At 40.7% G+C, this 22398-nt stretch carries 16 protein-coding genes; 3 read left to right on the forward strand and 13 right to left on the reverse strand.

The window, feature by feature from the left end; all coding sequences use genetic code 11:
* Nucleotides 1–44 precede the first annotated feature (44 nt).
* Nucleotides 45–1535, reverse strand: a complete 1491-nt coding sequence (gene rpoN / locus DW182_RS05285) for an RNA polymerase factor sigma-54 (RefSeq protein ID WP_007661987.1) — start codon at nt 1533–1535, stop codon at nt 45–47.
* 312 nt (nt 1536–1847) lie between these two features.
* Between rpoN and DW182_RS05290 the strand changes: the two genes are divergently transcribed.
* Nucleotides 1848–3221, forward strand: coding sequence for an aminopeptidase P family protein (locus tag DW182_RS05290; protein WP_007661988.1), 1374 nt, complete (start codon nt 1848–1850; stop codon nt 3219–3221).
* A 22-nt stretch (nt 3222–3243) separates the two neighbouring features.
* A complete protein-coding gene (locus DW182_RS05295; protein ID WP_225663148.1) occupies nt 3244–5322 on the forward strand; it encodes a TlpA disulfide reductase family protein in 2079 nt (692 codons plus the stop codon).
* Nucleotides 5323–5392: 70 nt separating this feature from the next.
* Here DW182_RS05295 and DW182_RS05300 read toward each other — a convergent pair whose 3' ends face one another.
* Nucleotides 5393–6271 carry a PepSY-like domain-containing protein gene (locus DW182_RS05300; protein ID WP_007661990.1) on the reverse strand — a complete coding sequence of 293 codons (879 nt, stop codon included), beginning with the start codon at nt 6269–6271 and terminating at the stop codon, nt 5393–5395.
* Nucleotides 6272–6434: 163 nt separating this feature from the next.
* On the opposite strand from DW182_RS05300, the gene DW182_RS05305 reads away from it, so the two are divergent.
* Nucleotides 6435–7604: a DUF418 domain-containing protein gene (locus tag DW182_RS05305; RefSeq protein WP_007661991.1), complete on the forward strand. Its 1170-nt coding sequence runs from the start codon at nt 6435–6437 to the stop codon at nt 7602–7604.
* Nucleotides 7605–7612: 8 nt separating this feature from the next.
* On the opposite strand, the gene DW182_RS05310 is transcribed toward DW182_RS05305, so the two are convergent.
* The 11 genes from DW182_RS05310 to DW182_RS05360 form a co-directional block, all read right to left on the reverse strand.
* The gene (locus tag DW182_RS05310) at nt 7613–8911 is read right to left on the reverse strand and encodes an HlyD family secretion protein (protein ID WP_118294885.1); all 1299 of its coding nucleotides are present in this window, start codon (nt 8909–8911) and stop codon (nt 7613–7615) included.
* Nucleotides 8912–8945: 34 nt separating this feature from the next.
* Complete coding sequence (locus DW182_RS05315; RefSeq protein ID WP_118294886.1) at nt 8946–11132, reverse strand: peptidase domain-containing ABC transporter; 2187 nt, start codon at nt 11130–11132, stop codon at nt 8946–8948.
* A 179-nt stretch (nt 11133–11311) separates the two neighbouring features.
* Nucleotides 11312–12547 (reverse strand): TlpA disulfide reductase family protein, encoded by a 1236-nt coding sequence (locus DW182_RS05320; RefSeq protein ID WP_022391456.1) that lies wholly within the window; start codon nt 12545–12547, stop codon nt 11312–11314.
* Between the two features lie 195 nt (nt 12548–12742).
* Nucleotides 12743–12967 carry a hypothetical protein gene (locus tag DW182_RS05325; protein ID WP_022391457.1) on the reverse strand — a complete coding sequence of 75 codons (225 nt, stop codon included), beginning with the start codon at nt 12965–12967 and terminating at the stop codon, nt 12743–12745.
* Nucleotides 12968–13057: 90 nt separating this feature from the next.
* Nucleotides 13058–14584 carry a vitamin K epoxide reductase family protein gene (locus DW182_RS05330; RefSeq protein ID WP_118294887.1) on the reverse strand — a complete coding sequence of 509 codons (1527 nt, stop codon included), beginning with the start codon at nt 14582–14584 and terminating at the stop codon, nt 13058–13060.
* A 19-nt stretch (nt 14585–14603) separates the two neighbouring features.
* The gene (locus DW182_RS05335; RefSeq protein ID WP_007661997.1) at nt 14604–14993 is read right to left on the reverse strand and encodes a DUF3244 domain-containing protein; all 390 of its coding nucleotides are present in this window, start codon (nt 14991–14993) and stop codon (nt 14604–14606) included.
* 135 nt (nt 14994–15128) lie between these two features.
* Entirely contained in the window at nt 15129–16595 is a 1467-nt protein-coding gene (locus DW182_RS05340) for a tetratricopeptide repeat protein (protein ID WP_232288753.1), read from the reverse strand.
* A 341-nt stretch (nt 16596–16936) separates the two neighbouring features.
* Nucleotides 16937–18487, reverse strand: a complete 1551-nt coding sequence (locus DW182_RS05345; RefSeq protein ID WP_118294888.1) for a vitamin K epoxide reductase family protein — start codon at nt 18485–18487, stop codon at nt 16937–16939.
* 39 nt (nt 18488–18526) lie between these two features.
* A complete protein-coding gene (locus DW182_RS05350; RefSeq protein WP_117705945.1) occupies nt 18527–18922 on the reverse strand; it encodes a DUF3244 domain-containing protein in 396 nt (131 codons plus the stop codon).
* Nucleotides 18923–19043: 121 nt separating this feature from the next.
* On the reverse strand, nt 19044–20744 hold the full coding sequence (locus DW182_RS05355) for a tetratricopeptide repeat protein (RefSeq protein WP_118294889.1): 1701 nt from the start codon (nt 20742–20744) through the stop codon (nt 19044–19046).
* 143 nt (nt 20745–20887) lie between these two features.
* Entirely contained in the window at nt 20888–22396 is a 1509-nt protein-coding gene (locus DW182_RS05360) for a HAMP domain-containing sensor histidine kinase (protein ID WP_118216412.1), read from the reverse strand.
* Nucleotides 22397–22398 lie beyond the last annotated feature (2 nt).

A 22398-nucleotide genomic window follows, 5' to 3' on the forward strand; every position in this document is an offset into this window, starting at 1 on the left:
TACAATTGGATTCATTAATCATTTACCACCTTATCATTTTATAATTACTTTCTCAGCCTTGCCACCGGTATGTTCAACTGTTGCCTGTACTTGGCTACCGTGCGGCGTGCTATCGGATATCCTTTTTCTTTCAGTATATCCGTCAGTTCATCATCCGTATAAGGTTTCTTTTTATCTTCATTGTCAATGCATTCCTTCAATATCTTACGAATCTCGCGTACAGACATTTCTTCACCGTCCTCGGTGACATATCCGTCATTGAAGAAAAATTTCAGTGAATAGATGCCGTAGTTGGTTTGCACATATTTGCTGTTGCTGACGCGGGAAATGGTTGAAATGTCCAGTCCGGTACGTTCGGCAACATCTTTCAATATCATAGGACGCAGCAATGATTCGTCTCCTTCGAGGAAGAACGGACGTTGCAGGTCGATAATGGCTTGCATAGTAGTCATTAATGTATTCTGACGTTGCTTCACGGCATCGATAAAGCCTTGTGCTGCATCCATTTTCTGCTTCAGGAACATCATGGCTTCTTTCGACTCTTTCGACTGGTTAGCCCTGTTTTTGGTATGTTCTTCCACCATCTCGGTGAAGTCGCGGCTCATACGCAGTTCCGGAACGTTCCGGTTGTTCAGAGCCAGATTGATGGTACCGTCGTCGTATGTATCTACAATGAAGTCGGGGATGATCTGTTGCATGTTCCGGCCGATGGCTTCACCCAGGGAGGCACCCGGACGCGGATTGAGTTTGCAGATCTCTTTGATAGCCTGTTCAAAAGCGTCTTCTTCCAGTCCGAGCTTCTGCTGTATCTTGTCCCAATGCTTACGGGTGAATTCTTCGTAACATTCGGAGATGATCGCTTCTTCTATATAAAGTAGAGGGTTCGGGGTGAAGTGCTGTTGTTCTATCTTGCGATGAATCTGAATGAGCAGGCATTCTTGCAGGTTGCGTGCGCCAAGTCCGGCGGGGTCAAAGTCTTGGATAATCTTCAGTGCTTCTTCCAATTCCTCCTGGGTGCATTCGATGCCGGCGTAGATGGCAAGTTCATCACAGATGCTATCCAGAGACTTACGTAGCAGGCCGTCGTCATCCAATGATCCGATCAGATATTCCGCCAGTTCACGCTGATGCTCGGTCAGGTCACGTTCGCTTAGTTGCTCCTTCAGAGTTTCGTAAAAAGAAGTAGCATCGGAGAAAGGTATTTCTTCAGCCTGTTCACCTTTGCTACGGTTGTTTTCCTGCAATTTGTAGTCGGGGATATCGTCTTCGCTCAGATAGTCGCTTAATGAATCATATTCATTGGCTCCGTTGTCTTCTGCGGAACCTCCCGTATCGGAATTTTCAGAAAAGTCGTCACTTGCCGTATCTTCCTTTCCTTCTTCCAGAGCCGGATTTTCCAGAAGTTCCGCATGTATACGGTCTTCCAGTTCTACAGCGGGCAATTCCAGTAGCTTCACTACCAGAATCTGCTGGGGCGACAGTGTCTGTACCTGTTGCTGCGCTTGAGTTTGTACTTGTCTGGAACCTTGTGCCATACTTATTCTTTTCTTTTACTCGCCACAAAGATAATGCAAACCGAGACAGAATAAAATGAACGAGTTCATTTTTTATGCCGAGGCGCAGCTTATCTTCGCACTTTTTGCAAAAATAGTGAATAGTTCGGGAACGCGAAATGTTCTCGGTATAAGTTTTTCATGCAAGCATGAAAGTTTGGCGCCTAATTTACATTATCTTCGTTAAAAGCGAAGATAAGCTGCACATCAGCATTAAAAAATAAGCAAGCTTATTTTGTGCTGCTTTTGGTTTGCATTATCTTTGTGCGTATCAACTTAAAAAATTGCAACGTTATGTTTGATAAAGAAACTTATGTGCAGCGCAGAGCCCTGCTGAAAAAAAATGTTGGCTCCGGAGTGTTACTATTCTTGGGAAATGACGAACAAGGACTGAATTATGAAGATAATGCTTTCCGTTATCGTCAGGATTCTACCTTTCTCTACTATTTCGGCTTGTCGTTTGCCGGACTTTCCGCTATCATTGACATCGATGAGAACAAAGAAATCATTTTCGGGGACGAACTGACTATCGACCATATTGTGTGGATGGGCACACAGCCAACTCTGAAAGAGAAGAGCGAACGGGTAGGTATTCGGGAGACACTTCCTTCTGCTGGAATTATCAGCTATCTGCACAAAGCCGTACAAAAGGGGCAGACGGTACATTATCTTCCGCCTTACCGTCCTGAACATAAGTTGAAACTCATGGATTGGCTGGGTGTTCCGCCTGCACGCCAGGAAGGTTCCGTACCGTTTATCCGTGCGGTGGTGGCACAGCGTAATTATAAATCTGCTGAAGAGATTGCAGAAATAGAAAAAGCATGTGATGTGACTGCCGACATGCATATCAAGGCGATGGAAGTGATTCGGCCGGGTATGTACGAATATGAAGTTGTGGCAGAGATGAACCGTGTAGCCGAAATGAATAATTGCGAACTTTCTTTCCCTACGATTGCCACAATCAACGGACAGACTTTGCATAATCATTATCATGGTAATAAAATTAAATCGGGTGACTTGTTCCTGATCGACGCCGGTGCGGAACTTCCGTCGGGTTATTGCGGTGACATGTCGTCTACTGTACCTGCCGATAAAACGTTTACTTCAAAACAACGTGCCGTTTACGAAATTCAGAATGCTATGCATCTGGAATCTGTAAAGGCTCTCCGTCCGGGTATCCCTTATATGGAAGTGTACGACTTATCTGCCCGCGTAATGGTAGAAGGTTTGAAAGGACTGGGCCTGATGAAAGGAAATGCAGATGATGCAGTGCGCGAAGGTGCTCATGCATTGTTCTATCCTCACGGTCTGGGACACATGATGGGACTGGACGTGCATGATATGGAAAACTTGGGAGAAGTGTGGGTAGGGTATGACGGTCAACCCAAGAGCACACAGTTCGGACGTAAGTCTCAACGCCTTGCTATTCCTTTGGAACCGGGCTTTGTACATACTGTTGAGCCGGGTATCTACTTTATTCCTGAATTGATTGACATGTGGAAAGAAGGAAAGAAATTCACAGACTTTATCAATTATGACAAAGTGGAAGAATATCGTGACTTCGGCGGTATCCGCAATGAAGAAGATTATCTTATTACAGAAACCGGTGCCCGCCGCTTAGGCAAGAAGATACCGTTGACTCCGGAAGAGGTGGAAGCGTTGCGATAGTATCAATTTAAGAATGAGTCTAATGAAAAAACTACTATTCTTATTTTGTCTTTTGTCCTGGAGTGTATTGCATGCACAAAAGACGATTAATCGGCCTCCGTTTATAGCAAAGGCAACGGAAACCATTGAGATAGCTGCTATTCATTTGTCGGATACAGCTACCGTGGTTGATGTGGATGCAAAATTTATTCCAAAGAACTGGATACGTATTGCTCCTGCTACTTGTCTGGTTGCAGATAATGGTGAACGTTACCAGGTGCGGCAGGGAGTAGGCATAGAGTTGGGCCAGGAATTTTGGATGCCTGAGTCGGGTGAGGCTACTTTTTCTTTGATATTTCCACCTCTGCCGGCATCTGTAAAGTCGTTTGATTTTGTGGAAGGTGAAGGTGAAAGAGACTTTAATCTTTTTGGTATCAGCCTGATCGGGAAGTTGCCCAAACTCCAATTGCCTAAAGACTTAGGGAAAGCCGGCAAAGCGACTGCTGTTGCTTTGCCGACGCCTGAAATCAAAGAGGGAACCGCTATCATCAGTGGGCGTATTCTGGATTATAAGCCTTCATTTCGCATGAAAGTCGAACTACATTCAGCTGATTTTTTATCTGCTTATGGACAAAAGAATACAGAGTTAAAGTTGGATGAAGCAGGAAATTTTCATACGGAAATGCCTGTTTCACATCCTTCTGTGGCCTATTTAAGTGTGGGTGGCTCTGTTATTTCTTTTTTATTGTCTCCAGGTGGCGAAACCAAGATTACTGTAAATCTTCGTGAGATGACGCGTGCTTCCAGTCGTTTGCGGAAAGATGCGAAACCTGAAGGGAAGAAGGTTTATTTTGAAGGACTGAATGCCGGATTGAATACGGAGATGAATTCCGGATTAGAGATTCCTCTTTGTTCTGTTGAGCTGAAAGACTTGTATGACATGAATCCGGACCAGTACAAGGCATATTGTATGCAGAAGTATGAGGAAGCAGACAAGGCGATCCACGCTAATAAGAAGATAAGTAAGGCTTATGCGGAACTGTTGACGGTGCTGAATAAAGATGCATTGTATGGGTTGTTATGTGGATATGATTATCAGCTATTGCAGGCTTATGCTCAGCAAAAGGGGCTGTCTGTGCGTGATGCAAGTAAAGAGTATCGTTCTCCTGAACCATCAAATGACTATTTCGATTTTCTAAGTGAATTTGGTTATATCAATTCACCCAAGTCTGTGTATTGTTTTAATTATCCTTCCAGGGTAGTTAATACCGGGTATATAAGCTTGCCGTCTGTAAAGCGAGGTGACATCTTTGATTATTTACTCAATTCCCCTAAAGTGGCCCCTAAAGATAAGGAGACGATGAAGAAATATCGCGATAATCCGTCATCGTATGATTCTTCGGTAATGAAAGAACTGAGGAATAGATATGATGCTCTTTTTCAGGAATTTGGTAGACAAGGAATGGAAGCTAGCCGAAAAGCGGTTGAAGAACTGATTGGTAGCCAAGGTATCTATTATGATGTACAGAAAGCCATGCAATGTGTTTCGAAACTGGAAGATTTTACACCTTTATCTGAAGATGATTTTGCTGCGTTGCATGCAATTGAAAATTCCTATTTTCTGAACCGATTGACCGCAATGAATACGGAACTGCTTCGGAGGATAGAAGAGAATAAGAGTAAACGTGGTTTCACGGTTCGTACTTTGGCTGCAGACGTTAAAGATGATGAACTGTTTGAAGCTATGGTCGCTCCGTTCAAAGGTAAAGTGGTGCTTGTTGATTTCTGGGCTACCTGGTGTGGTCCTTGTAAGATGGCAATGAAGATGATGAAGCCCATGAAGGAAGAACTGATAGATAAGGATATCGTGTATGTCTTTATTGCCGGTGAAAATTCTCCGGAGACAACATGGAATAATATGATACCCGATATTCATGGTGAACATTATCGACTTACCAATGCACAATGGGCGGCTATCTGCAATAAATTTGAGGTTCGTGGTGTACCTACCTATCTGGTACTCGACCGTGAAGGAAAACAAACTTATCGGTCGGTCGGTTTTCCGGGAACGGATGCGGTGAAGGGTGAATTACTGAAAGCATTAAATTCTTCCGCTGACTGATCATATACTCTAATAAATGAAAAGGGGCAGCTATGGCTGCCCCTTTTCGTTTATTATCTAATCGGTGTTATCAGATAAACTGTCCGTCTTCGTTGATCTTAACTTTCACTTCCTTTTCGCCTTGCTCCAGCTCTATCCAGTAGTAGTTCCCGGCAGGAGTTTCAAAATATTCGGCATCATCTACTACATAGCCGCTATATTGTGACGCTTTAATGGCATCTGTTACTTTTACTGGAAGTACATATACATCCCATGAGGTGGAAATCCATTCATAGTTTGTACTAAGCAATACTTCTTTACTTTGATTTTCGTGTATGATGTCCACTTCAATCATTCCTTTCTCCTGCTCAATCTCAATAATACGGGCGTTAGGATAATTCTTCTGTATAAGTTCTGTTACGGCAGTAACCATATTGGATGGAGCATCCGGCAGCAATGATTCATTATTGCCGTTACCGTCATCATTTACGGCTTTAATAAGAATTCCGTCTGCTGAATAATGTAAGTCCATATCTATATCCTGTGCAGATTCCACTTCTATGATGTAGATAACCTCTTTTTCGGTTCCTGCACGTTCAATGCGTTCCACTTCATTATCTTTTTGCCAAGTGGCGTATTCACTGCTCTCAAAGGAGGTCCTTACTGCTTGTGGAATGGCACTATATGGCATTTCTGTCTCCGTCATATGCCACGAACCATCTGCCTTGTACCAAGCTTCTGTTTTATATCCGTTGTCACTCTTGTTATTGAATTCAGCTTTGTAATATTGCTCTTGCGAGACAGTTTTTGTTTCCCAACTCAGGTTAGCGGTGTTAGAAAAACTACTATCGAATGCCGTGCGTACAGCTTCGGGAACTTTAGAACTTGGGAGATCGTCATCGTCATCACTGCAGCTTTGTAGGCTTAACATCCCCATAACTAATAGGGCTAAATACATTTTCAATTTCATAGTTACTTATTTTTTAGAGTTTCTGATTATTGTTGATTTTGTTGCAAAGATGACGGGCAATTCTGGAAGAAATTGGGAATTTGCCTCCAAAAGTGGATAATAAATTCTATATTTGCGATTTTAACATTAAAAAGAGCAGATTGCTAATGAATTTATACTGATTATGGTACAGAAATTGGAAACACACACACGTATTGACGTAGCTGACGTGCTGCGTGGACTCGCCGTTATGGGCATCATTGTATTACACTCCATCGAACACTTTAATTTCTATTCATTTCCTGATACAAGTACTCAAAGTGCATGGCTTAACTTTTCTGATAAAGCCATTTGGGACGGACTCTTTTTCATGTTCGGAGGAAAGGCTTACGCTGTGTTTGCTTTACTTTTTGGTTTTAGTTTCTTCATCCAGGATAATAACCAGCGTATGCGTGGCAATGACTTTCGTTTGCGTTTTTGCTGGCGATTGATCTTATTGTTCATTCTTGGTAATATAAATGCAGCTTTTTTCACGGCCGAAGTATTGGTGCTCTATTCGTTAGTCGGATTCATCTTGCCACTTACCTGCAGGCTGAAAGATAAATGGTTGTTTATTCTGGCATGTGTACTTTTGATACAACCATTACCACTTTATTATGTGATATGTGCCTGCATAGATCCTTCTTTTGTGACTCCCTCTATTCCGACAGGTAGTTACTGGGGAGCTGCTTTTCAAGTGCAGAGTCACGGCACTTTCCTTGAAACTCTGCGTGTGAATTTATGGGAAGGGCAGATTGCCAGTCTTGCATGGGCTTGGGATCACGGACGTGTATTCCAGACTGCCGCTCTTTTCCTGTTCGGCTTGCTGATAGGACGTCGGGGACTTTTCCTGAAGGAAAATCTGAAATTCTGGAATAAGGTACTTTGTGGCGCTCTTATCGCTTTCTTCCCCCTATATGGATTGGGTAATATGTTGCCGGGTTTCATCGTTAGTAAGTCTATTCTTACTCCTTTGTTACTAATCATAACTTCCTTGTCCAAATTTGCATTTATGCTGATATTGGTGTCGGGTGTTATCTTTGCTTTCTATCGGACAAACCTGCATGACTGGTTGATGAAGATTACTCCTTACGGTAAGATGAGTCTTACAAATTATATTACTCAGAGTATTATCGGTTCGTTGTTGTTCTATAATTGGGGTCTTGCACTTCACTCTCAGTTGGGTATAACAGCCAGCTTCCTGGTAGGAGTAGTGCTCTTCATCGTGCAGCTTGCTTTCTGCCGTTGGTGGATGAGCCGTCATGCACACGGTCCGCTGGAATACTTGTGGAAACGAGCGACTTGGTTGAAATAAAAGATTTTTTATAGATATTTTTCCCACAGATAGCGGAGCGGACTGAGTAGACGTGCAGTTACGCTCCGTTCGTCTGTCATGACCTCTGCTGTGCCGGAAAGTTCTCCTTTAAAGTCCAACTGCTTGCCATATGAGGTGCATAAATTTTGTGGCAGACTTACCGTGACAGTGTACATATTGTCCTCGCTTGCTAATAGTGAAACAGACAGCACTTCTCCGGTGAGGAAGCCGAATTCCATGTATGGATACCCTGTCACACTGATATTCACTCTTTGTCCGGGGCATACTTTGCCTGATCCGCTGACGGGTAATTTTATTTTTCCTATAATGTCACCGGGAGTAGAGGCTACAATAGAGAACACTTTATCTCCCGCATTGACATTCTGGTTCTTCTGCCAGATATTATTGTAAGATAATATACCACTGGCAGGGCTGGTAAAGAGATATCCCAACTCCCAATCGCTGATGCTTACCTGTAAATCATTGAGGGCTGATTTTAACGAAGTGCTTATTGTATTGGCTTCCCGATTACGTTCCATACGGATTTCTACAATATTCTGTTGTAATTGCGCCTCTTGTATTCTGGCAGATGAAAGTGAAGTCATTAGTTGCTCTCTCCCTTGCCTGCGATTCAGATAGGTTTGTTGTGCTTCTTCATAATCAGCTTTCGATATTAATCCTTTGTCGAAGAGTTTCTTTTCCCGGCTATGGGTAGCGGAAGCTATCTGTACCTGTTCTTCATCAAGTTCTGCTTGTTTATTCAGATGCCGGATGTACTTCTGATACTCTTGCAGTTCTTTGCAGGCGGCCTGCTCTTTCTGGGCGTGGAGGTCTATCGACAGAAAATTACGATAATCTGTCAAGCATTTGATGAAAGAGGCATAAGCATTCTGAATGTTTCCGAGTTCCGGTTTCTCTGGAAACACGGTTTGGCAGATACAACTATCCGTCAGAATGAAAGAAGTAATCCTTTCTTTCAGTTCCAATACATGGGCAGTGATGGCAGGATTCTCCAGTACAGCTATGATATCTCCCACCCTTACGTTTTCACGGTCTTTACAATATACCTCCTGAATTTTTCCACTTCCTCTTGCCACGATCCATACGGGCGGATGCTCTGTGGTGATGGTGATCCCGGCACTTACTATATCCGGGTATTTGAAGAAAGAGCCGCCGATGAAGAGCAGTGCCAATACCCCGAAGAATACGGTTATTCCCCACCTGATCAATGCGTGTGGCGGTCGCGTCAATATCTCCTGCACCTCCTCACACCTCAATTCTATGTCCTTTTCTTCTTGTTTCTTCATAACTCTCAACTCTCCATTTTCAACTCTCCACTTATTAAAGTTCCAATTGGTTCTTCACCAGCTTGTAATATCTTCCTTCCAGAGCAATCAGCGCTTCATGCGTTCCGGTCTCTGCTATCCTGCCCTGTTCTATGACGATGATTTGTTCCGCATTCCTTACGGTGCTCAACCGGTGGGCTACCACTACGGATGTCCTGCCTTTGAAGAAGGTTTGCAGGTTGTTCATGATAGTGCGTTCGTTGTTGGCATCCAGTGCATTGGTTGCTTCGTCGAAGAAGATGAATTCCGGGTCTTTGTACACGGCGCGGGCTATGAGTATGCGTTGTTTCTGTCCCTGACTTAATCCGTGCCCTTCCTGTCCTATCTTAGTATTGTATGCTAAAGGCAATTCTTCTATGAAATCGTGTATATTTGCCACTTCAGCAGCATGGCGCAGACGTTTCTTGTCGATATGCTCTACTCCGGGTGCAATGTTACCGGCAATACTGTCGGAGAAGATGAAACCATCCTGCATTACTACGCCGCACCGCTTGCGCCACTCGCGAATACTGTAACTTCCCAGTGGAGTATCCCCGATGAAGATATCGCCGCTTGCGGGCGGGTAGAATCCTAACAGTAGTTTAACGAGTGTTGTCTTTCCGCTTCCGCTCATACCCACGATGGCCGTTTGCATGCCCGGCGGAATCACTAGGTTGATGTCGTCCAGCGTCGGGTATTCGCTTAGCGGATCATATTTGAAGTTAAGGTTTTGGAGTCTTATTTCTTTCCCTTCCGGTATTTCCCGCAGCAATTCACGGGTGGGGTCTTCCTCATCCGGTTTGTCGCGCACTTCGCTGAGGCGGTCCATGCTGAGCCGTGCGTCCTGCATATCGCGGGCAAAAGCGATGAGCTCATTTACCGGACTGTTCAACTGTCCGATGATGTATTGCACGGACAGCATCATACCCAGTGTCATTTCCCCTTTCACTACCAAGCTCGCTACGAGTGCGGTAATCAGCAAGTTCTTGCTTTGATTAATCAGCACCGCTCCCGAATCCTGATACTGTCGTAGGGCAAGGCTTTTGATGTTTACTTTGAATAGCTTTGCTTGTATTCGCTCCCATTCCCAACGTTTCTGTTGTTCGCAGGCACTGAGTTTTATTTCCTGCATACCGTTCACCAGTTGCACTACCGTACTTTGATTGGCACTCTGCTGGGCAAAACGCTTGTGATCCAGTTCGGCGCGCTTCTTCATGAATAGCCAGACGTATGCCACGTATAGGGCACTTCCGCCCATGAAGATAAGGAATATCATGCCACTGTACACCAGCAGTACAATGCCGAAGATGATAATATTGAATACGGAAAAGATAACGCTAAGGCTACTTCCCGTCAGGAAATCCTGTATGCGCTTGTGGTCGTTGATGCGTTGCAGGATGTCTCCTGTCATTTTGCTGTCGAAGTAGCTGATAGGCATCTTCATTAGCTTGATAAGGAAGTCTGATATGAGGGCGATGTTGATGCGTGTGCCCAGATGTAGCAATATCCAGCCCCGTATGAAATCTACGGCACTGCTGCTGAAAGACAGCATCAACTGGGCAATCAGCACCAGATAGATAAAACCGAGATTCTGGTTGTTGATGCCGAAGTCTACTACCGATTGTGTGAGGAAGGGTAACATGAGCTGTATCATACTGCCCAGTAGCAGACCTAAAAGCAGTTGCCCCACCAACCCCCGGTACGGGCGGAGATAGGAGTAGAGGAAGCTAAAGCCTTTGCGATTCACTTCGTCTCCCTCGTCCTCTATTGTATAAAATTCGGGTGTGGGCTCCAGCAACAACGCCACACCTGTGTCTTCTTCGTTCTTTCGGGAACTCAGCCAGCAATTACAAAATTCTTCTTTGGTGTATTTTAGCTTTCCTGCACCGGGGTCGGCCACCCAAACATGCTTGTCGTTGAGCTTATATACTACGACAAAGTGCTGCTGGTTCCAATGTATGATGCAGGGTAAAGGAGCTTCCTGTAGCTTTTCATAACCCACTTGTACGCAAATGCTGCGAAAACCAATCTTTTCTGCCGCTTCGCTGATACCAAGCATGGATACCCCTTCACGGGTGATGAATGACTTTTCCCTTAACCCTTCCAACGAATAATGCTTACCATAGAAAGCGGCTACCATGCGGAGGCAGGTGGGGCCGCAGTCCATGGCGTCATGCTGGGTGTAGTGGGGGAGTGTTTTCATTGTTTCATAAGGCTATCCAATGTTTGTATGAGCTGTTCTCCTCGCAGATCTTTGGCAACGATGCGTTTTTCCTTATCCAGCAAGAAGTTTGCAGGAATTGTTTGTATGTTTAGTTGTCTCAGTAATTTGGGTGCTTCAGCATATCAAATACACTTATGTTCCATAAGGAGAGAAGAGTTTCACTCTTTTTTCTTGATTAATTCATCCAATTTTTCTAATAATTCTTTTTGGTGCAGATTGGTTGCTATAACTTTATGATTTTCATCTAATAAATAATTATATGGAATGGCTCTTATATTTAAACCTTCTACCTTTGTATCCATATTCCCTTCAGAGTCAGTAGCTATCAAATTTATAAATTCATTTAGATTGTTGTTTGTGATGGCCTTCTTCCAATCTTCATGTTTTTTATCAATTGAAATCAAGCATACAGTCAGTTTTTCTCCGAAACCTTTTTGGGCTTGCCTGATATAGGGCATTCCTTCCAAGCATGGAATACACCAGCTTGCCCAAAAATCTATAAGGATATATTTCCCGGTTAATTGACAAATAGAAACTTTCTCTCCATTGTTGGATAGTAAATTAATTTCGGTGATGTCTTTGGTGGCTTCTACTTGTTTTGAGGATTGTTTTAATTTTATATCTTCTTTTATCCTCGCATTTATTATGCTCTGAATGTGCGCATCAACTCTCTTGCTTTCTTCTGTTTCGGGCGGGATTCTCACAGGGCGGAGAATACGCTTAATCCCAGTGTCGTCTGGAAACTTCTTTGTCGCTATATTGCATAATGTGATAAGTGAGTCTCTACTAACCTTTTTTTCGAAATATCTTAAAGTTTGCTCTACGTTGCGGGGAGAGTATGAATATTGAATCACATTCATTTTTATAGAATCCAATTGGGCATCTACTTTGTTTATTTGGGTTGTTATTCTTTTATTATCTGTATCTGATAATCCTGGCATAGATAGCTGGGCGTATAAGTCTCTTTTTTTTGCATTTAAACGGGAAGAATTGATTGAATTTTCAATATATTCATTGGTAGAAATAGAACCTTTTACTTTTTTAATAGCTCTCATTCCATCATTTTCGGAAATATTCGTTTCTACATAACTGTTAGGGGATAGTGTTAAATACATATCTATGGGACCTTTTTTTGAGAATAGAATACTAAAATTTTCTTCTTCATCAGTATAGGCATAAAGAACAACTTTTTTCTGACCTTTTTGGATAAAAGCAGAATCTGCTATCAAATGTTCATTGTCAATATAATGGTGTATGTATACCCATTGCTCCTGCGAGGTGATTGAGGGGGCCAATTCCATTGTTATCTGTATATTTTTCCCTTTGGGTAGTTGAGGGAGAAGAGAACAACTGATTCCTGCAAGTAGTAGTATTTCAAATAATATATGTTTCATAGTTAAATTGTTTTTTTGTCTGTTCTAATCGGAAGATATTACCTATTTCCCGATTAGAACAGATGATGTTGGTAGTATCTAAATACTAAAGTCCGGAATGCATCGCAACTATTCAGGGAGTTTCTGATTTGTTATATATATTTGTTCCTACAAATAGCACAAAATCAGAAACTCCCTGAATAGCTGCGATGCATATTAGCAGTTTATGATAACATTTCCTGCTCCCCACATGTCGTCATATTTATTGTGCATTTCTTGGTAAGCCTGATCTTTACTCATTGTACTTGGATAGGGTGCATTAATATAGGTCGCACTCCCATCTTCGTTAATAATTGTGATGTGGCAATGTGCACCGCCGGCAATAGCATTCATTTGAACCTTGTTCAATTTGAACGCTTCAAAATTCTTTAAAGTTTTCATATCTTTTAGAATTTAATGTAAGGAAACAAAATTAATTGTGGGAAGCTTTAAGTATCACCCTATTGACTTCTGTTTTGCAAAACAATATCTTTATGTCAATACATATTTCAACTCTTTTAATTGATAGAATTCCGGTACGTAATATCCGTCAATAATTATAGAAGGCGTTTGACTGATATGTTGTTGCGAACAATAGATTTGCTGTTGTTTCCATATCCTTTGTTCTTCTACAGTGATAGCATATTTGTCAACTTCTTTTATATTATGGTTTTTGTACCATTCTTCCAATGCTGTTATTGCTTGCTCCCATCCGTCTGTACGGTAAGTTGCGATAATAGTTTTGGCTACTTTCTCTCCAATCCCGTCTTTAGGAAAAGTTAGGAGTACTAATGATATAGAAACATTGGAGGCAATTTCTTTGATGTGCGAATGCATTCTGGCGCAATTCTTGCAGTTGGGATTCGTTACAATCATCAACTGTGTTGTGCTCAAAATCTGGTTATGCAATGCTATTTCTTTATTGACCATTGCTTCAATCTGAGTTTCTGCAAACAATAGCTTCTGAAAGCTATCAGGATTCAATAGTTTTGAAAATTGTACTTTTAACTGCTTCCTTTCTTCTTTTACCTTTAATAGGGCTCTGATTTGTAACCACCCGGCTAAACAAATACAGGCGATTGCTATAAAAGAGAGCATGGCAGAGAGTGAAAATTCCCTATTGAATTGTCCTTGTAGAATATAAAGTGTTACGCAACTGCTCCATACAGTCAGATTAATAAGCATGCAGAGCATACATCCTTTGCGAATAATGAATAGCTGATAGATTACAGAATAGAATGTAAATCCTATTGCGATAATATTGCATGTTACGCTAATGCCGTAAAATTCATACGGACAGATAAGGGCGAATAACAATAAAACACTGAAGTAGAGTAGCGATAGTTCTCCCAACCCCATTCCTATGATATGAGAACCTTTGGAATGTAGAACTTCATTGCAATCAATCATTTTGCCAATATGACAGAAACGATGCAAGAACCTACTGTTGACAGTTTCTTTATATAGTATTGCGGAAGATACAAGGACCCCTATGCATAATGTAAGCAAATAGGGTGATATTCCTGTTGAGTAATTACGCTTTGTGCTGTATAATATCAATAGAATGGCAATGATACCGGCTAACAATAGTTGGTGTTGTTGAATCCACATCGCTATATCTTTCAGCTTGCAGTTCTTCTCCTGAATGGTACTTTCCGTTACTTCTCCCACTAATACACTGCCTGTCCATTTCTGTAAGAACTGCTGTTTGCTTACTCTCAGGCGTTGGCTGTGGGATAGGGTGATATGCGTTTCTTCTATTTTTTCAATCAGACAAAAGGGGGAATCGTTATCATTTATGACAACAATACATGGAGCTTCCAATTCATCCAGATATTCTTTGGGAAGTTGATATGCCGCATTGTTGATGTGGAGTGAGTCCAGTGCATCGCTGATGCCCCGCATACTGTTGCCTAACGGTGTGTCGAGCAAACGGTATACGGTCGTTTTACTCACTTTTACGTGTAATGCATGTAAATAGTGGTAGAGTACTTTACCGGCGTTATCAACTTCCAACATAATGTTTCTCTTTTAATACTTAAAGTATAAATTCACCTTTTAAATAGGTCTCATCTGAAATAATTTCGATATGGTATGTATCTGAATCTTGCATATTTAAGTCAATAGAGACTACTGTCGGATTTATATATTCTTGTGAATAAACAGTTTCACCAATAGATTCTATGGTAATTTTTATGGTGACTATCTGCATTACTTCTTCAAAAGATATGGATATTACTTTATTATATAAATAGGCGTGTGCAACTTGCGGAATAATACTTCTACTTATAGGTTTGTCCGGTTTGAAATCCTTTAATGGAATTTCTCTTTCTGTATTGTTATATTCTATCATACTTCCATTTTCTTGTGCCTGAATGGAACAAATACTAATAAATACAGTACTTAATATGATCAAAAGTGTTTTCATAAAATTATTTTTTATTATTATGTGATATGTGCAAATTAAGAGATTGTTTTTTATAAAAACAACCCTAAATGTGTGTAGTTTTTGTGTAGTTTTGCCTTGTCGAGTGTAGTTTCTGTGTAATATGAGATATCTTTTTCAAATAGAAGTGATAGCTTTGACGAAATTATCATTTTTATTGAGTTTCATTTTCTTTTCAAGAATACCACTTCGTCTTTTATATATGCTATTAGGGGTTCTGTTCAAAATGATTCCAAGTTCCTGTATCGAAAAATCTGACAAGTGAATGCAACAAAAGAAAATGTCTTTATCATTCAGTGCCGGGAAGTTCTTTCTCAAGTGTGAAGTATATTCAGGAATCAAACAATTGATTTCCTTTATTAACAACTTCTGGTCATCGTTTGTTAATTCTGGTTTTTCTGTTGATTTAGGACTTATCTCATCTTGATGATTCAATATGCTTTTGGCTTTCCCATAGAAAGTCGTTTCTTGCAATTGACCTTTAACTTTTTCGATATCTATTTCTATAGGCTTTATGCTATATTTCTCTCTATCTGATGATACTTTTTTATATCGTTTTATAAGTAGATAGCACCCCGTTATAAGTATGCATATGCTGATATATGATACCCATCTTTTCAAGGGAGAATCAGATTTAGATTTGGGTGGAGTGGGAGAATAAAATATATTTGTTGGCGATATAGAGAGAAATTGATTGTGCGCGCTATCTCGATATGCTGAATAAAGTCTCTCGAGCTCTAGTGATTCTTCTAATTTATTTAATTTCTTGGCAATATCGGCAAGGCGCATATAAGCGTTGGCTTTGGTGATGTATTCTTGGGTATGCAAGGCTTTATTGAAATAGAGATGAGCAGAATCATATAGCCGAGCTTTGTAGTAGACGTCTCCTAATAAAAGATAACCTTTGGCATATAATACAGTATCAGTTAAGAGGGTGAAATTTTCTTTAGCGTATTTTATAGCCTCTTTATTTTTTTGCATTCGACTGTACAGGGCACTTAAAGAAGATGCAATGTCAGCTTTCAACATATTGTTGGAAAAATGTCTTGCTAGTTCTGAGGCTTGTAATAGTAAGGATTCAGCTTGCTGGTAATGTGCTTTTCCTTTTTCTATATTTATACTTCCGCGTTTGGATAAGGCTTCAACCAAGTTGATTGTGTCTTTCTGCAAGGTCGCTTGCTGCTGCATCAACTGATATATGGAATCCGCATTGTTATAATGGTTTTCTTGATAGTAAATGTTGCCAATATTATTATATATTAATGATAATAGTTTTGACCTTTCACTGTTCTTAGCATAATAGCTTGCATTTACATATAGGTTTAGTGCATGAGAATAGTTCCTTTGATCCCTTAAAACTCCTCCCCAATGGTAATACGCTTTCGCCTGCATCTGTACATCTCCAATAGAATCATAATACTGCACAGCCGTCCGTATCAGTGAATCATCCGTTTGTACAATGTAGTTTTTGTCTCTGGCTTGTGTCAGTAGCAGAGCATAGTAAGCGCGATCCGCGTGTACTGTCAGTTGTTGAGATTCTATGCTTTCCAGAATATGCAATGCACTGTCTGGATATTCTTCCATTAACGAATCTGCTTGTACTAACAGTATATTGTGATTGTGCTGTCGTGTACATGAGTTTAGTAAAAGAAAACTTATTAGCCATATTGTAACATAAATGCCCTGCTTCATTTTGATGAGTATTTGGTTAGTAGTATACAAAGGTATCTCTTTTGAGAAATATTACCAAGGCAACTGTATGTTTTTTGAGTTCTCTTTCTTCTTATCTTTCTCAACACGTTGAGAATCTTTTCTCACATAATTAAGAGTTTATTCTCATCGTATTGAGAAGAAACTCTCACCGTATTGAGAAAAGATTCTCTATAAAGGGAGAATACTTTCTTTATAAAGCTTCTATTTGCTTCTTATCTGTTATCCGAGGATACTAATAAATACTTCAATTCGGCCAATTGATAAACGCTTGGCATATAGTGTCCGTTGACAATAACCGCTGGTGTATGACTGATATTATTTCGCTCACAATATTCTTGTTGCTGTCTCCAAAGTAGCTGTGCAACGTCATTGATGTAGTATTTCTCTACACCCGGTATTTCCTGAATCTCAAACCATTCCTCCAGTAAATAAGTAGCCTTTTCCCAACCTTCGGAGAGATAGGCGGAGAGAATTGTCTGTGCAATATGTGCTCCCAGACGATCATTGGTGTATATGACTAATGAGATGGATATATCCGCTGAGATCTCCCGAATGTGGTGGTGAACTTTGGCGCATGCCTTGCAGTTGGGATTCACAACTACCATCAGTCTGTCTTTTGTATGATCGGCAGAATTGTGTAAAGCTATATCAGGATGGATCATCGTTCTGACTTTAGGCTTTAACGCCAGTAGCTTCTGGAAAGTGATTGGATTGAGTAGACCGGATAATTTGACCTTCATGAAACGCTTCTCCTTGTCTGAAGAAACAAGTGCTTTTGCCTGTATCCAGAATATCAGGCAGATAACGCTGACTGCAATCATAGAAAAGAGAATCCGGATGGAAAATCTCCATTCAAAGTTATTCCGTATGATATAAAGCGATGCTGCTGTCAGCCAGACCGAGAAGGTGGTGAGCATACAAAATAGACAGGCTTTATGAATAAAGAATATCTGATATATAATAGAGTATAGCGTAAATGCAATTGCTATGAAAACAGACAGGGCAGCCAAAAGATGAAACTCTTCGGGACAGACGGCTGTGAAGAAGAACATCGTGGTGAAATACATCCACGATAGCTCTCCAATTCCTATTCCTGCAATACTTGCACCTTTGGATTTGAGCACTTCATTGCAATCTATAACTTTACCTATATGGCAGAAACGGTGTAGAAAATGATGGTCTACCATTTCTTTGTATAGGATTATAGTAGAAATGATAATACCGCAAGTTAATGCAGAGAGATAGAGTGGTAATCCGGGGGGATAATTTCTGCTCCAGATTGAAGAGAAAACTAAGAGGACAGATATGATCCCGGCAATTAGTATTCTGTGCTGCCGACACATATAGTTAATATTTCCGATCAGGCAATGAGATTCACAGATGGTTTCCCGAGTGATTTCACCTAACAGGACAATTCCTGTCCATTGGTGAATAAATAATTTTCTACTTATGGGCATGTGGCTGACTTCGGAAGTAGTGATAATGAGCCGATCCTGTTCTATCTTTTCAACAAGACAGAATGTAGAATGGCTTGTTTCTAATTGGGTAATGAACGGGCCGTGCAGCTTCTCCAGATATTGGGGTTGAAGTTGGTAAACTACGTTCTTTACATGAAGTGCATCTAAAGCGTCACTGATACCTTGCATGGTGTTGCCCAACGGATTGTCGAGCAGACGGCATATAGTAGTCCTGCTCACTTTTACGGTCAATGACCGTAAAAAGTGATGGACTACTTCACTGGTGGCATAATCATCTCCCAGCATAGTCTGAATTTATAGTTAAAGTTTAGGTTAGGTTCTTTGTTAAAGAGTAAAGTATCCGCTTAAGCGAATTTCATCTGATACAATCTCTATCTGATATTTTCCGGAATTTTCTGCACTTACATTGATTGTGATAAGTGTAGGCATGGAATAAGTCTCAGAATAAACGACTGCTCCTGTAGAAACATTTGTAATGGTAATACTTGCAGAAGGCAAATCCTTGTTGAAAACTACAGTGACTATATCACTATCGACATAGGCACTGGCGGGCTGGATGATGATGCTCCGAGCTATAGGACCACCTTCTTTAGATCCTACCGGGTCTAAGGGAATCTCCCTTTCATCATCATCGGCAAATGAAAAACGATCCTGGGCTTGCAATGAAATACTGCCCAATACTACAGTTAATACAAAAAATGCAAATAATAACTTTTTCATAAGATATACTTTTAATTTGTTACGACGGCGGCAAATTTAGAGAGAAATTATCCAATGAGAGTGTATAAAAAGTGTAGAAATGTAGGGAAAAGGTTCTATAATCTGGAATTTGCTCTTATTTTTATAGAAGTTTCTCCAGAATATCACGAAGTGACATTGATTTATCGGTGTATTTCATTTTCTGTTCTAATATTTTCTTAGTCTTTTTATATATGGCATCTCTGCTACATTCCATAATATATCTGAAATGGCTGGTAGGTATGTCTGTCAGATATAGACAGCAAAGGTGTATTTCATCTTGCGACAGGGGATATTTTGTAGCAAGACGGATAGTTATGTTATTCCAGCGTATATCAGTTTCTGCAATTAGCTGCCTCCAATCTTCTTCATCGAAATACTCGCTCGATTTATCTGTTTTCTTATATGATTGGATGATTCGTTTCATTTTTACATATACTTCAGAGTGTTCATAGGATTCTTTAAGTAATGCTTGACGTTCTGTTTTTAAAGTGTATAGTTCTTCTTCTAGGATTTGTTTTTCTGTTTGGCTGTAGTTATGTAGGGCGATCTCTTTTTGTAGAAAGTTGATTTGCTCATTTTTCTGTTGAAGCAGTTCTTCTGTCTGCTTGTTTATTTCTATTTCTTTTCGTTTGAAGTTGATTACTTCTTTTTTGTGTCTTTTCCATAATGCGAGAAATAGTGTCAAGAAAATCACTATTCCTATGGCTATATAATAATAAACTTGATCTAAGTTTGCTTTGAATTCTGATTGTTTGCGCTGTATTAGTATATTTTTCTCAGCTGTAACGATTTCAGCACTCTGTTGCTTTTGTTGGGCGCTATCCAGATAAGAAGAGTATTTTCTTTCCATCTCAAGTGCCTTTTCCAATAATCCCTGCTTTTTGGCAATATCAGCTAAACGCATATAGGCACCTGCTTTGGTATAGTGGTCTTCGCTATGAAGGCTTTTATTTAAGTAAATTGAGGCGGAATCATATTGAGATATTTTGTAATAAGCGTCACCCAAAACCAGATAGGCCCTGTCCAGTGCATTTGAATTATCTTGATTGTTGATATTGAGTTTTGCGAATTCAACAGCTTTTTCCCCCATGTTCATACGTCCGTATAATAGACTTAATGAATAAGCTGTTTTGGCTATCATACTTCTTTGATTCATGTTACATGAAATATTGAAAGCATGGAGTATTTTTTCTTCTGCTTTTTGATAGCATTCTCTTCCTTTTCTTATGTTTATCATCCCTCGTTGGGATAGTGCATCAGCCCAAAGGATAGAGTCTTTCTCCAATATTGCTAATTTTTCTGTTATTTGATAGATTGAATCGGCTTGTTCATTTAATCTTTGTAAATAGTATAAATAGGCTATATTGTTGTATATATGCCCTGTTAAACTATTTTCAAAGATTCTTTTTGAATAGGTTATGGCTTTAAAGAATTCTTTTAGAGCTTCTGGATGATCGTCTTTGTTTCTCCAAATGCATCCTAAATAATAATGTGCCCTTGCCTGCATGGCTGTATTTTTAGTGGAATCATAATATTGCACTGCAATACGTATTAGAGAATCCTCAGTTTGATGGATGAAATTCTTGTCTTTGACTTGTGTCAATAATAGTGCATAATATGCGCGGTCGGCTGCTAAGTGTAATCCCTTTGGTTGAATACCCTGTAAGAAATGTAAGGCGCTGTCAGGGAACTTTTGTATGAGAGAATCGGCTTGTACAAGTTGGATGTTCGGGCTGGAACGAGTACAAGCCGCTAATATACAAGATGCAAGTAATAACATAGCTAAGACAGTGGTTTTCATTGATTTATCATTTGTTGTTGCAGCCTGCAAAAGTACCCGTTTCTGGTGATAAAACAATGTAATGTAGGTGTGGAAAATAAACAACCCCTATTCCTGAAAATAAATCAGAAATAGGGGCTTATTAATTTTAGGTGTATTTTTTATCAGGTATGTAGTTCCAATACAAAACGGCACCCCTTGGTATAACTGCTGTCCAGCGTCAGGCTACCATTCATTTTAGTAGCAATTAGAGAACAGATAGGTAGTCCTAAACCGTCACCTTCTGTAAGGTCTTTCACTTTGGTGAAAGGCTTGAAGAGGTCTGCCTGTTCTTCTTCGGCAATGCCGGTTCCTGTGTCGCTTATGATGAACTGATGAGTGTGTGCTCCACGTTTTTTGAAGTCCAACCAGATTTTACCACCTTCGGGAGTAAACTCGGCGGCATTGTTCAGCAAGTGGAGAAGAATGCGTTCAAGTTGTTCCGGATTCGTTTTTACACTGAGCTTCGGTGCATTGACGGCAGTAGTTATGTCTGGTTTCAAGCCGCTTTTAATCTTATCCATAACACTTTCGCAGAAAGTATTGATGTTGATTTCACGCATTTCGTAAGCCTCTGATAAGGTATTTTCCAAGTCAGACAGCTCTTGAATGTGTTCTGCAAAACCCTTCAGGGCACGAACGCCCGGTTGCGTTCCATCCAGAGTATTCAGGGTTGGCTCCATTTGTGCTGAGATATTCTGGATAAACTGGGTTTTCAGTTCATTGTGCTCGTTCGCAATCTGGATGGCTTTCTTTTGCTTCCGGGTAAGGAGAACGAAACGCAGCAATACGATGCCGGCCAGTACTAATACAGCAGCAAGGAGTCCGGCGAGGATGCAAAGACCAATGATGATGTACTGCTTGGCGGAGAGAGAGCTGTCTTTCTCTTCGATAGTTTGCAGGCTCTCGTCATACTTCCGTTTCAGAACATTCAGTTCATCCTGGGCGGTAAGTGCTTTTACAGAATCCGTCCAAAGAATGTACTTGTCGTAAGTGCGGGCCACCAGTCCGGCATTATTTGCTTTGCGGGCAATGTCGATCAATGTCTTATAAGACTCGTCTACTTTAGCGTAGTTTTTCTGTTCCTTATATTGACCGATCAGGCGGTTGATATAGGCATCTCCTTGCGAATTCATGCCGAAAGTATAATAATAATTGGCCTGGGTATAGAGCAAATCATTATTGAGAGAGTCATTTTTGGCTGCTTTAGCAGTTTCTTCCAGCTTGGTCAGTTGCTCTTTGGCTCGGGCAGGGTTCTTAAGGTTGATGTACATTTGCAGGCGCTCCTTATTGATACGGAAGCGCAGATCCGGCATAGCCTTGCCACTTTTCTGTTCGCCTCCTGTAACCAATAGTTCCGCACCGCGCAACAGCTCGAAAGCTTCCTTATAATAGTTTTCCCGATGATAGAGGGCACTGGCGTTAACACCGCACTCTACAGCTTTGTCATACTTTTCTTGCGAGGAGAAAGCATTGTAAGCTTGCAGGAAAAGGTAACGGGCTTTAATATATTCTTTTTGTTTCAGGTTAGTTTGTGCCTGTTGCATTAGCTCATCGGCGCGGCTGGTGCTTTGCGCGAAAGTCACTGTGCTTAAACACAATACGAGAGATAGAATGAAAGCAAATTGTTTCATGA

The organism is Bacteroides sp. AM16-24 (assembly GCF_003471885.1).
Taxonomy (GTDB): Bacteria; Bacteroidota; Bacteroidia; order Bacteroidales; family Bacteroidaceae; genus Bacteroides.